We start from the raw sequence: 11969 nt of genomic DNA on the forward strand, positions 1-11969 counted from the left end.
CGCGTGTCACGTCACGTTGGTACAGTCTGACATTTGCATAGGTGCCCTCCTCTAAAAACTTATTTTTTCTTCTTTATGCTACTCCTGAGCTTCCCTATCTTACCTTTGCGCCTAAGTATACAAGAATAAGCACCTGCCTGCTCTGCAGGCGGGTGCTTATTTCTGTCAGGTCTTTTTGAGAGAGGCAAAATAAGCCCGGTTATAGGCAATTGCCGGAGAATCTGGCTTACAGGCCGCTGCCAGCTCGTTATAGGCCTCCGCTTCCTGTTCGTTCCCCAGCCTGCTGCTGCAAAGGCACAGCCCCAGGTATGGCTCATAGCCATAGGCATCTGGCAGCACAAAGCCGCCCTTATCGTCCTGCCGTTCGCACCGCAGGGCCTGCCTGTACCAATAGGCCGCCTGCCGCCACTGTTCCCTGTCCAGGAAATGCTGGCCAATGTCACAGCAGATCTCTGCCCGGGGCACATCATAGGAAAAGCTTCTGAAAAATGCCAGCAGGGCTTCCTCCGCCCGGCAAAGCCCATATAAGCAGCGGGCGCAGTGGCGGCAGGCGTCAATTTGGTTTTCCACCCAGCCCTGACCCTGGGACAGAAAGCTTTCAAAAACTGCCAAGGCCTGGGCGTATTCCTGGTGGTAGTAAAGCTCCCGCCCATAGTAAAACTGCTGCCGCGGCTCCAGGCTTTCCCCTTTTGCCAGCATGCCCTGGAAAATGCGCAGGTTCCTGTCCGGATCGGAAGGGTGCAGCTTCCAGTGGGTGACAGCGCAATCGGCATATACCCGGTGGCCCCGGGTTTCGATAACCTCGTGGACAGGGCCTTTCCAGCGCATCCCCCGGTAGTTTTTTACAAGCCGCTCCCGGTAATAGGAAAAGGTGAGCTGGCCTGTCTCGTCAAATCCCACATGATAGGGCATCATCACCACTTCCACCTCTGGGGCCAGCTCCTCTTTCAGCTCTTTGAAACGCTCCCTGTCCTCCTGCAGCAGGATGTCATCTGCGTCCAGCCACATACAGTAAGCGCAGGAGGCCTTATCAAAGGAAAAATTCCTGGCAGCGGAAAAATCGTCTATCCAGGGGAAGTCGAAGATTTTTTCCGTATACTGCCGGGCAATTTCCTTTGTCCTGTCATGGGAGCCTGTGTCCACAATGATGATTTCATCTACCAAATCTTTTACGGAGTCCAGGCAGCGCCCTAATACGTCCTCCTCGTCCCTGACAATCATGCATAAGCTGACAGTTCCCATATGTTCCTCCTCTCAAATGGGGAAAGCCCCCATGCCCTGGGCATAGGGGCTTCCCTGCCATTTCCGGCTGGTTACGCTTCGTTAGGGCCTGTGGGGCCGGTAGCGCCTCTGGGAAGGGTAAGGTTCAGCACGAAATTGGGGGCAGTGCCTGTAATGGTGGCGGCAGCGGCCGTACCCGGCGCGCCTGTGGTTACTGTGCCGATTGTTAAAACGGGCGTAAGTCCTGCGGTGCCTGTGGGGCCGGCTGGCCCGGTGGCTCCCGTAGCGCCTGTTGGCCCTACCGGGCCTGTAGGGCCTGTGGCTCCATCTAAGCCTGTAGCCCCTGTGGGGCCGGCTGGCCCGGTGGCTCCCGCAGCGCCTGTTGGCCCTACCGGGCCTGTGGGGCCTGTGGCTCCGTCTAAGCCTGTAGCTCCCGTAGGGCCAACTGCGCCGCTTATTTATGCACAACAATAACTCTTGCTCGGAGATGGGGCGTTAAGCCTGCTATATCGCGGGCTTTCGCTCTATCACCGTAAGAATGTTGTGATTGTTCTCAATGTAATCAAGTATGCGTTGATACTCGTCGGCAAAATTGAAGTCCACCGTTATTTCCCCATTTTCATGTACCCAAACCATATTGACCAATTCCACCACGATACCGCGATTAAGGGTTTGGATATTCTTGTGCTTTAGAAAAGCAGTAAGATAGGGGTCGTCGGTGTCGATGCCGTCAGCCATCACTTGCATTTCCTCTTTTAGATAAGAAATGTTTTGTTCAAGCTGGGCGGTCTGCTCGGCAATCTTGCCTTTTAAGCGGCGGTATTCCTCTTTGGTAATATCGCCGCTTTTCCAATCAAGGTACAAGCTGTCGGAAGCGTCATGATATTGCTTTAGCTGTTTCTCTGCCTGCTTCAACGCAAGGGTCAATCGCTTGTTTTCCCGGTTGATAACAGGCGCGTTGTTTATCCGCTCGATTTCTTCCGACAGTTCGTCTACCAATGCGATCTGCACTTGCAGGGCAGCTAAAACCGCTTCTTCCAGCTTGTCCTGCCGGATAGAATGTTTACTGCAAGTCTTTTTGTCAGTAAACGTGCGGCAAGCATAGTAAGCCAAATTGCGGGCGGTTTTTCGCCGCATCGCCTTTTTACAGTCAGCGCAGCGGACAAAGCCAGACAAAATATAGACATCCTGCTTGCCCGGCGCTGTCCTTGTGTCGCGCTTGTGCAGGGTTTGTGCTTTTTCAAAGGTTTCCCTGTCAATGATTGCTTCGTGGGTATTTGGGACAACAAACCATTCATCTTCGGGAACAGCGATTTGCTTGTGTACTTTGTAGCTGATGATGCGATGCCGTCCCTGCACCATCACGCCGGTATAAATCTCATTCTGCAATATCCTTGCAACCGTGCTGGCAGACCATAGACCGTCGTTTTTGCTGGAATTGGGATTGTTATACTTTAACCCCTTTTTCTTTTTGTAGGCTTCGGGGTTCGGCTCTCCCATGTTATTCAGCCTTTTTGCAATCCCCATTTTGCTGTACCCCTCATTCACAAACCAGTGGTAAATGCTTCTTACGACTTCCGCCGCTTCTTCATCTATCAAAAGGCTGTTTTTATCGTTGGGGTCTTTCTTGTAGCCGTATGTGGCAAATGCTCCGATAAACTCGCCGCGCTCCCGCTTCATTTTGAACGTCTTTCGGATTTCTTCGGAAGTGGTGGCGGCAAACTGCTCGTTGAACATTCCCCTGATCGGCACTTCAAGGCCGCTTGCAGAATGTGGGTTTGCGTAGGTGTCGATGAATGGTGTGCCTGTGCAGATAAACCTTGCACCGTTGATTGGAATAAATTCCTCAAGAAACTTTTGCTGATCTGCAAGGTTGCGGAAACCGCGTGCAAGTGACTTGATAATCATGCAGTTTACTTCCTTGCGAACGATACAGCCCTCAAGCCGCTTGAAGTCTGGACGCGCTGTATCTGTGCCTGTCAGTCCGTCATCGGCAAACACATCTACAATCACATAGTTTCCCGGCTCAAAGTAACCATCTACAAAGTCCCGCAGTATTTTTTCCTGATTGATAATGCTCTCGCTGTCGTCCTCGTTGTCGTCCTCTTTGGAGAGGCGAATATAAAGCCCGATTTTCCAAAACGGCTCTGCGCTGGCACGTGCCGTTCTGTTTTTGCGCGTGCGGGGCATGATACCTCCTTTCCCCCTATAATTATAGGTCTATTATACCATTTTCTCCCCATAATCACAAGGATTTTGTCAAAAATGGCAACGGGTGTAAACAGACAATAAAAGTATACCAATTTTCGCCACGCTAGCTGGACCATTTTCCGCCAACTGAGCCAATTCTCGCCAGTTAAGGGATACCAGTCAAAAAACTACAATTTCACAGAATAGTTAATCGAAACCTCATAAAAGCGGTGGAATATCCTTATATTTAACCGCTTTTATGAGGTGCCACAGCGCCGCAGCGCTGTGAATCCCCTTATTGAAGGACTGGTATACTCTGTGGCGGATTTTGGCCCCTTTTGCGTGTCTGCTTACAACGGGAAAGTTGGCACTTCATTTAAGGCTTAAAAAGTAATCGCATAAGGATTGCTTTAAGGTTTTGCTTTCAGATACAAAGCGGATTTTGACAGGCGTATCGCCGCAAAGAAAACAATACGGATTTACGATTTGTTCAAGGTAGTTCTGCATCTTTTCTGTGGTTGGCATCGCAGGGTCGATGTGAATGTTGCGAATATCTGCCAAAGTGCTGCGGTCAACCTGTGTTATATCTACGCTTCTCATTTCTCGAAGCTGTAATTGGCTAATCATCTTCATTCCCCTTTCCGGTCAGCATACAATAAAATATGCGCTCCGGCTTGTACGTTATGAAGAAAAAGGCTTTCATCGGGCGGCTGGCAGCACAGCCTCGCGGGAATTTCACCCCTGCCCGTTAAGGCAGCTTTACCCAATGCCTGCGACGCTTCTAACGCTCGGACTATGGCTATAAAGGCTTGTCTCCCCTCAATGCGTGTCGTCGCCCGCAAGCCGCTACACTTGCTCCCCGGCGCGGTGTTGGTCGCTTGACTTTTCCCCGTAGGGGAAAAGCGTCATGGCGCACCCGCTGTCTGGCTCGGCGCAAAAAGGACGTACCCGATGTGCCCTATACTGCGCCGCCGTTATCTTGCGGGCTTTCTTTGTCAAGGTGCAGAGCCGGGCCGGAGGCGGGGGAACATGGAAAGGGTAAGATGTTCCGCCTGCCCTGCCGGGCCGGTTGCCGTCAGCCTAAACCGACGATAGCCTGAATGAGCTTATTTTCCAGGTGGTGCTTCATCCACTCGTCCAGACAGATATAAGGATAGCCGTACTCGTCATAGAGCGTCCGGGTACAGAGCTTGTTTATGTAGCCCTAGTAGTACCGCAAGACACGTTCCACGGCCTCGGCATCCCCGGTGCGGGCGGCTTCGATCACCGGCATGGGGAGAAGCGCCCGGCCCTTGTAGCTGGGGTTCATCATCCGCGCTCAACCTCCCTTTGGCATCAACGCCGTCAATTTGTTCCGCAGTTCGTCCAGTGTTTTCTTCCTGTGCCGTTGGACGGCGCTACGGGACATACCCACAAGGCTACCGATAAGCTCTGCGACTTTTCTCGTTGAACCTACACCAGAAAAGTATAACACTAATATTTTCATTCCCTACTCCTCTTCAATGGAAATGCCACACTTGAGACATTTCTTTGTCTGTAGTATAATGAAAGAGCACTGCAAAATCAAGTAGCTGCGATTAAGTGCTACAAAACCGATTATTTCCTTTGTTCATGACTATCCTCAATCTTCGACCATTTGACAGATACGGAAGGACAGGATATGATAGAGGCAGAAATGGAGGTAATAGGATGTCCCACTACCATCTTCCGCACAATCACGGGCAGAATATCGAGCGCGTCCTGGAACGGATGCCGCCTCCTGACGGGTTTCAGACAACCGCCGCTATTTTCCAGCAGCTTGGCGACCCGTCCCGCCTGCGTATCCTCTGGCTGTTGTGCCACAGCGAGGAATGTGTGTGCAACATCGCTGCCGCTGTTGGAATGAGCGACCCCGCCGTATCCCACCACCTGCGGATTCTGAAAAAGGGCGGAATTATTGAAAGCCGCCGGGATGGAAAAGAGGTCTACTACACTTTGGCAGCCACCACCCAGGCGAAGCTGCTACACCGGACCATTGACGCACTGTTTGAGATCACCTGTCCTACCGATTGATAGAAGAAATGCGCCGCGCTTACGAAAGTGCGGCGCATTTCCTGTTATAGCTTTACTCCTGCGCCGGAGTTTCAAACTGCTTGACCCGCATGGCGCGAATGGCGTTCAGAATGGCGATCACCGAAACGCCCACGTCCGCAAATACCGCCGCCCACATATTGGCGCGGCCCACCGCCCCCAGGATCAGCACCAGGAATTTGACCCCCAGGGCAAAGACGATGTTCTCATTGGAAATGCGGATGGTCTTACGGGCGATCTGCATAATAGCGGCGATCTTGGACGGTTCATCCGTCATCAGTACCACATCAGCGGCCTCGATCGCCGCATCGGAGCCGAGAGCGCCCATAGCGATACCCACATCGGCCCGCGCCAGCACAGGAGCATCATTGATACCGTCACCCACAAAGGCCAGCATCCCCTTATCGCTTTTCTGTGCCAGCAGTTCCTCCACACGGTCTACTTTGTCGGCGGGGAGCAGTTCGGTGTAGGCTCGATCCAGACCCAGGCGGCGGGCCACGTCCTGCCCAACTGCATCCGCATCGCCGGTGAGCATGACCGTCTGGCGAATACCGGCGGCTTTCAGCGTCTTAATGGCAGCGGGCGCGTCTGCCTTGATTTCATCCGCAATCACAATACACCCTGCGTATCTTCCATCAAAGGCCACATAGACCACAGTACCAATAGCGTTGGAGGCCGTATAGGGAATATGCTCCCGCTCCATCAGCTTGGCATTTCCGGCCAGCACCGTCATACCATCAATCACCGCCTGGACACCATGCCCCGCGATTTCCTGCACATCGGTAATACGGCTGTTGTCAATTTTCTTGCCATAGGCTTTTTGGATGGACAGCGAGATCGGATGATTGGAGTAGTCCTCCGCATACGCCGCCAGTTCCAGAAGTTCCTCGTCCGTTATGCCATTTGCTTGAATTTCTGTGACAGCAAAGGAGCCTTTTGTCAAAGTGCCGGTCTTATCGAACACAACGGTTTCCGTGTAGGCCAGTGCCTCCAGATAATTGCTGCCCTTGACGAGTACGCCGATTTTGGACGCGCCGCCGATGCCACCGAAGAAACTGAGCGGAATGGAGATCACCAGCGCACAGGGGCAGGAAATCACCAGGAAGGTCAGCGCCCGGTAAATCCAAATACTGAACGCCTGTCCCGTTACCAGCGGCGGCAGGACTGCCAGAGCGAGGGCGGCGAATACCACCACCGGCGTATAGTACCGGGCAAAGCGGGTGATGAAGTTTTCCATGCGGCCCTTTTTGTCGCTGGCGTTCTCAACAAGGTCAAGAATTTTGGCTACGGTGGATTTTCCAAATTCCTTGGTGGTCTGGATGGTTAAAATGCCGGTCTGATTGATGCACCCGCTGATAACCTCCATGCCTGCCTCCACCTCACGGGGCATAGATTCTCCCGTCAGAGCAGAAGTGTCCAGCGTGGAGCTGCCCTTGATGATCTTGCCGTCCAGCGGAACACGTTCACCGGGCTTTACAATGATGGTGTCACCGATCTTCACGTCCTCCGGGTCTACTTGGATCAGCTTGCCGTCTTTCTCAATGTTGGCGTAGTCCGGGCGAATATCCATCAGGCTGGTGATGGAGCGGCGGGACTTGGAAACAGCATAGGACTGGAACCACTCGCCCACCTGATAGAACAGCATAACGGCCACGCCCTCGGAGTGTTCGCCCAAAATCAGCGCTCCAACGGTGGCAATCGTCATGAGGAAATTCTCGTCAAACACTTGACCATGCAGGATGTTGGTGATGGCTTTCCAGACAATATCCCAGCCGATCACCGCATAGCAGACCAGGTAGACCCCCAGCTCCACCCAGCCCTCCAGATGGAGCAGGCCACCGGCGGCGAACAACACCGCCGCCACGATGATGCGGGTCAGCAAATGCTTTTGTTTTTTTGTCATGTTGATACTCTCCTTCCTGCAAAAGCACCGGCTACCAAACGGCAGCCGGTGCTTTTGCATAGTTACGCCTTGACCGTCACATCCGGCTCGATCTTCTTGATGAGCGCCGTGGCCTCGGCCAGCACAGCGTCAAACTTCTCGTCCGGGGCCTCCAGCACCATCTTCTGGCCCAGGAAGTTGACGGCCACGCTGGTCACACCGTCGATCTTCTGGACGGCGTTCTGGATTTTGTCGGCACAGTGGCCGCAGTCCAGGTCAATGAGCTTAATAGTCTTTTTCATAGCGTTGAGTTCCTTTCTTTGTTAAAATATGTGGTTTGTGGTTGGTTAGACATGGCCAAACGATTAAAAACCCGTTTAATCGTTTCGCTTTGCAGTATAGCCATCAGCCCCCATAAAGTCAATGCTTTTGGACCCGATATTCCTCTTTGGAGCGCAAAACCTCCTGATTGGATTTCTCCCGAAAAACAAAAACCATTTGGATAAAAAATGCTCCACAATGGAGCGGACAGCGGAGGTGAAAACCGTTTATAATAGCCCTCGGTCAATGCCATTCCCCTACCGGGGATGGGTATTGATACAAAACATAAGAAAGAAGGGATTATTTTGCGTAAGGAGCAATTTGACATCACAGGCATGACTTGCTCCGCTTGTTCAGCCAGGGTAGAAAAAAGTGTTGCCAAGCTCCCCGGCATCCAGGAGGTGTCTGTCAATCTGCTGAAAAACAGCATGGTGGAATCCTATGACGAAGCCGCACTTGACACGGGGCAGATCATCCAGGCGGTGGAAAAGGCTGGGTACGGAGCGATCCCCAAGGCTGGGCAGAACAAGCCCGCTGTCGAGCGAACAGCCGCTTCTGTCCCTGCTGGTAAACCAGCGGTCAGCACCGCCCAAGCGGAGTACAAACAAATGAAGGGCCGACTATTGCTGTCCGCCATCTTCACCATTCCCCTGTTTTACATCTCAATGGGCCACATGATGGGGTGGCCGCTACCCAGCGGTCTGCTGGGAATGGAGAACGCCATCACCTTTGCGTTCACCCAATTCCTGCTGCTCATTCCCGTGGTGTTCGTCAATGCGAAATACTACCGCATGGGCTTTAAGACCCTGTTCCACGGTTCGCCCAATATGGATTCGCTGATCGCCATCGGCTCCGGCGCGGCTATTGTCTACGGCATCTATGCCATTTTCAAGATCGGCATTGGTTTCGGTCACGGCGATATGGAAACGGTACACAGCTTTATGATGGATTTGTACTTTGAATCCGCTGGGATGATCCTGACCCTTATCACGCTGGGCAAAACTCTGGAGGCCCGCGCCAAGGGCAAGACCTCGGATGCCATCACCAAGCTGATGAACCTTGCGCCCAAGACGGCCACTGTGGAGCGGAACGGCATAGAACAGCAAATCCCCGTGGAACAGGTACAGCAGGGGGAAACGCTGATTGTCAAGGCCGGTGAATCTGTCCCTGTGGACGGTGTGGTGCTGGAGGGCTTTTCCTCCGTGGATGAATCCGCCCTGACCGGCGAGAGCATCCCCGTGGAGAAGCACGTTGGCGATACGGTAATTGGTGCGACTATCAATAAGACCGGCTATTTCAAAATGCAAGCCACTAAGGTAGGGGATGACACCACTCTGGCGCAGATCGTCCGGCTGGTAGACGAAGCTACCAGCTCCAAGGCCCCCATCGCAAAGCTGGCTGATAAGCCCCAATGTAAAGATCGGGCGCATCCGTATTGATGGGACACTGTTGCCGCAAGTCCTCGCCGTGGGCATTTCCGCTCTGCTCATGCAGGTTTTGACCTTGGTTCAGCAGACGGTGATCTACCGCGTGGCATCCGTCTATGGCGGCGAAACCTCCCAGCTTCTTTTGGGAGCGGCACTGCGGTTCTGGAACTTCTCGTTTGTGCCGCTGTGGGGTATCAGCCAGGGATTCCAACCCGCCGCTGGCACAAACTACGGAGCAAAAGACTATGACCGGGTAAAGAAGCTGACAGGTGTATTCATCACCGCCGCTACGGTGCTGTCCCTGGTATTCTATATCCCTGTTGAACTGTTCCCGGATAAAATTCTGTCTATGTTCCTGACAACTCCGGGTATCACTGAAGCAGGAGCTACCAACTTCCGCATCATGTTCAGCACCTACATTCTGCAAGGCAGCTTCCTGATCGCTGTAACGCTGTTCCAGTCGCTGGGCAAGGCCAACAGAGCCACTTGGCTGGTGCTGTTCCGGCAGATTATCCTGTTCATCCCGCTGTGCGTACTGCTGCCGATAGTGGGCGGTATGGGTATCCGGGGCGTCTGGCTGGCGATTGCTCTGACAGATGCAATCCTGGTCATTATCACGATTGCCATGATGCTCTCAGAGTTCCGCAAAATGCCTGCAACCTCCAACGTGAACAAATAAGGAGGCCGCTATGAAAAAAGTGTTATGCCCTCTGGCGATTCTCACCGCTATTGGCGCTGCCGCATGGTGGCTGTGGGATCGTGTGATTTGGGATAAGTAAGCAAACAATTAGGAGATAGAACAAAATGAACATTCTTAGCGCGGTTAAGAACACGGCTTTCTCTGCCGCTGTTACCACTACGCTCAACTATCTGGAACAGAACCCGGAGCAGAATATTCCCAAGGCTATGGGCCTGATGGACAAGGTGCTGCCTGACGGCTGGTACGAGAGCCAGAGGGCCGCGTTCCGCAAAGCCATTGACGAGAAGGGGAATTGGTATCAGCTCCTGCTGAAAGCCTATCAACTGGATGAAAGTGTCAGAAAGGCGTTCTTTCAGAATTTTATTATCAACGCCTCGCTCAAAGGAGGTGCGCTGCAAGAGGAAATCCGGCAGCGTGAGGGCTGCAACGTCCCGTGGGCGATCTTGCTTGACCCCACTTCCGCCTGCAACCTCCACTGTACCGGCTGTTGGGCGGCGGAGTACGGCCATAAGCTGAACCTGAGCCTGAAAACCATTGACAAAATTGTGCGCCAGGGTAAAGAGCTGGGTACATATATGTATATCTACACCGGCGGCGAACCGATGGTGCGGAAGAAAGACCTGATTACCCTGTGCGAAATGCACCCCGACTGCGAATTTCTCTCCTTCACCAATGGAACGCTGATTGACGAGGCGTTTTGCCGGGAAATGCTGCGGGTCAAGAATTTTGTCCCGGCCATCAGCTTGGAAGGCTTTGAACAGGCCAACGATGGGCGGCGTGGACAAGGCGTATATGAGAAGGTACAGAACGCTATGCGGCTGCTGAAAGAGCATAAGCTCCCATTTGGCATTTCCACCTGTTATACCAGCGCCAACTACGAGGACATCAGCAGCGAAGCCTTCTTCGATATGATGATCGAGGCCGGGGCTATGTTTGTGTGGTTCTTCCACTATATGCCAGTGGGGAACGAGGCCGTCCCCGCTTTGCTGCCCTCGCCAGAGCAGAGGAAAGCAGTCTATGAGCGGGTGCGCCATTTCCGGGAAACGAAACCGATTTTCAGCATGGACTTCCAGAACGATGCCGAGTATGTGGGCGGCTGTATCGCCGGGGGCCGGAACTATCTGCATATCAACGCCGCTGGCGATGTGGAGCCGTGTGTATTCATCCACTACTCCAATGTGAACATCCACGATTGCAGTCTGCTGGATGCGCTGAAAAGCCCCCTCTTTATGGCCTACCATGACGGCCAGCCGTTTAATGAGAATATGCTGCGGCCCTGTCCCATGCTGGAGAACCCGGAAATTTTGCGGGATATGGTGAAGCGCACCGGGGCGAAATCCACTGATCTGCAATCGCCGGAATCCGTAGATCATCTTTGTGAGAAGTGTGATTCCTACGCGGCCTGCTGGCAAGGAATGGCGGATACGCTCTGGCAGAACTCGAAAGAAAAGTAACGTGATAAAAGGGCTGGTGCTTTGAAAGCACTGGCCCTTTGCACGTTTGAATAGACCATCCAAATGGTATATAATGTGTGACAGGGGGGACTATCTATGTCAAATAATCCAATAGCAATGCAGTCAAAGAAATGGATTATTGATGCACTGTTAGAACTAATGAACAGAAAAGCGTATCACCTTATTACTGTTAGAGAGATTTCTTCAAAAGCATTGATTGACCGTCGAACATTTTATCGTCATTTTGAGTGTAAAGATGATGTTTTACGTTTAGTTATTGATGACATTACTACCGAATATCTTAACTCTATAAAAGGAATTGCTCCTACAGATACATATACAATAACCAAAAATTTTTTTGAGATTTGTTTTCAAAATCGGGATTTCATCAATCTCTTATATAGAAATAATTTGATGTACTTTCTGTTAGATAAATTTTACACTAATCTTCCCATCATTCATGCTCAAGTACGAAGTGATGAAATGTCTGAAACCCTCAGTCAAGATATGGATTATTTTTGGCGTATTGTATGGGGTCGCCACAGTGCAGCATCATCCCGTCCCCACCGGGGTGTCGTAGGTTCCCTTGAAGAAAACAAGGTCGCCGGGGCGCGGGGAGCCGGTGCGGGTGCAGATGTTGTAAAGCCCCTGGGCCCCCAGCCGCCCCACGTTCCAGCCGGAATGATTGACTACCCACGAAACAA

The 11969-nt window shown here is 52.4% G+C and carries 10 protein-coding genes and 4 pseudogenes; 5 read left to right on the top strand and 9 right to left on the bottom strand.

Annotation, left to right across the window (positions count from 1 at the left end):
• Window positions 1–165 precede the first annotated feature (165 nt).
• The 5 genes and pseudogenes from D1841_RS02010 to D1841_RS18925 form a co-directional block, all read right to left on the bottom strand.
• Entirely contained in the window at window positions 166–1242 is a 1077-nt protein-coding gene (locus tag D1841_RS02010) for a glycosyltransferase family 2 protein (RefSeq protein ID WP_160641467.1), read from the bottom strand.
• Window positions 1243–1725: 483 nt separating this feature from the next.
• Window positions 1726–3411: a recombinase family protein gene (locus D1841_RS02020; RefSeq protein WP_160641468.1), complete on the bottom strand. Its 1686-nt coding sequence runs from the start codon at window positions 3409–3411 to the stop codon at window positions 1726–1728.
• Window positions 3412–3783: 372 nt separating this feature from the next.
• Entirely contained in the window at window positions 3784–4038 is a 255-nt protein-coding gene (locus D1841_RS02025) for a DUF6870 family protein (protein WP_160641469.1), read from the bottom strand.
• 448 nt (window positions 4039–4486) lie between these two features.
• The gene (locus D1841_RS19690) at window positions 4487–4609 is read right to left on the bottom strand and encodes a helix-turn-helix domain-containing protein (protein ID WP_371721284.1); all 123 of its coding nucleotides are present in this window, start codon (window positions 4607–4609) and stop codon (window positions 4487–4489) included.
• 120 nt (window positions 4610–4729) lie between these two features.
• Window positions 4730–4837 (bottom strand): annotated as a pseudogene (locus tag D1841_RS18925) (sigma-70 family RNA polymerase sigma factor); the annotation flags it as partial.
• 263 nt (window positions 4838–5100) lie between these two features.
• On the opposite strand from D1841_RS18925, the gene D1841_RS02040 reads away from it, so the two are divergent.
• Window positions 5101–5463 carry a helix-turn-helix transcriptional regulator gene (locus D1841_RS02040; RefSeq protein ID WP_160641470.1) on the top strand — a complete coding sequence of 121 codons (363 nt, stop codon included), beginning with the start codon at window positions 5101–5103 and terminating at the stop codon, window positions 5461–5463.
• Between the two features lie 52 nt (window positions 5464–5515).
• Here the strand turns inward: D1841_RS02040 and D1841_RS02045 are convergent, their stop codons facing one another.
• From D1841_RS02045 to D1841_RS02055, 3 genes are all read right to left on the bottom strand, one after another.
• Entirely contained in the window at window positions 5516–7384 is a 1869-nt protein-coding gene (locus D1841_RS02045; RefSeq protein WP_160641471.1) for a heavy metal translocating P-type ATPase, read from the bottom strand.
• Between the two features lie 62 nt (window positions 7385–7446).
• Window positions 7447–7665 carry a heavy-metal-associated domain-containing protein gene (locus tag D1841_RS02050; protein WP_160641472.1) on the bottom strand — a complete coding sequence of 73 codons (219 nt, stop codon included), beginning with the start codon at window positions 7663–7665 and terminating at the stop codon, window positions 7447–7449.
• The gene (locus tag D1841_RS02055) at window positions 7662–7931 is read right to left on the bottom strand and encodes a hypothetical protein (RefSeq protein ID WP_166554214.1); all 270 of its coding nucleotides are present in this window, start codon (window positions 7929–7931) and stop codon (window positions 7662–7664) included. The genes D1841_RS02050 and D1841_RS02055 overlap by 4 nt, the downstream gene beginning before the upstream one ends.
• Before the next feature lie 19 nt (window positions 7932–7950).
• Here D1841_RS02055 and D1841_RS02060 point away from each other — a divergent pair.
• From D1841_RS02060 to D1841_RS18930, 4 genes and pseudogenes are all read left to right on the top strand, one after another.
• Window positions 7951–9090, top strand: a pseudogene (locus tag D1841_RS02060) (heavy metal translocating P-type ATPase); the annotation flags it as partial.
• An 82-nt stretch (window positions 9091–9172) separates the two neighbouring features.
• Entirely contained in the window at window positions 9173–9790 is a 618-nt protein-coding gene (locus D1841_RS02065; RefSeq protein WP_371721286.1) for an MATE family efflux transporter, read from the top strand.
• Window positions 9791–9915: 125 nt separating this feature from the next.
• The gene (locus D1841_RS02070; protein WP_160641473.1) at window positions 9916–11265 is read left to right on the top strand and encodes a radical SAM protein; all 1350 of its coding nucleotides are present in this window, start codon (window positions 9916–9918) and stop codon (window positions 11263–11265) included.
• A gap of 159 nt (window positions 11266–11424) precedes the next feature.
• A pseudogene (locus tag D1841_RS18930) lies at window positions 11425–11475 on the top strand (hypothetical protein); the annotation flags it as partial.
• Window positions 11476–11761: 286 nt separating this feature from the next.
• Here D1841_RS18930 and D1841_RS18935 read toward each other — a convergent pair.
• Window positions 11762–11969, bottom strand: a pseudogene (locus D1841_RS18935) (NlpC/P60 family protein); the annotation flags it as partial.

It is taken from the genome of Neglectibacter sp. X4 (genome assembly GCF_009917365.1).
Taxonomy (GTDB): Bacteria; Bacillota; Clostridia; order Oscillospirales; family Acutalibacteraceae; genus Acutalibacter.

What these genes read in the sequence shown, in the direction of transcription:
- D1841_RS02010 (WP_160641467.1), bottom strand. Translation starts at nt 1,242, where the DNA reads ATGGGAACTGTCAGCTTATGCATGATTGTCAGGGACGAGGAGGACGTA.
- D1841_RS02020 (WP_160641468.1), bottom strand. Translation starts at nt 3,411, where the DNA reads ATGCCCCGCACGCGCAAAAACAGAACGGCACGTGCCAGCGCAGAGCCG.
- D1841_RS02025 (WP_160641469.1), bottom strand. Translation starts at nt 4,038, where the DNA reads ATGATTAGCCAATTACAGCTTCGAGAAATGAGAAGCGTAGATATAACA.
- D1841_RS02040 (WP_160641470.1), top strand. Translation starts at nt 5,101, where the DNA reads ATGTCCCACTACCATCTTCCGCACAATCACGGGCAGAATATCGAGCGC.
- D1841_RS02045 (WP_160641471.1), bottom strand. Translation starts at nt 7,384, where the DNA reads ATGACAAAAAAACAAAAGCATTTGCTGACCCGCATCATCGTGGCGGCG.
- D1841_RS02050 (WP_160641472.1), bottom strand. Translation starts at nt 7,665, where the DNA reads ATGAAAAAGACTATTAAGCTCATTGACCTGGACTGCGGCCACTGTGCC.
- D1841_RS02065 (WP_371721286.1), top strand. Translation starts at nt 9,173, where the DNA reads ATGCAGGTTTTGACCTTGGTTCAGCAGACGGTGATCTACCGCGTGGCA.
- D1841_RS02070 (WP_160641473.1), top strand. Translation starts at nt 9,916, where the DNA reads ATGAACATTCTTAGCGCGGTTAAGAACACGGCTTTCTCTGCCGCTGTT.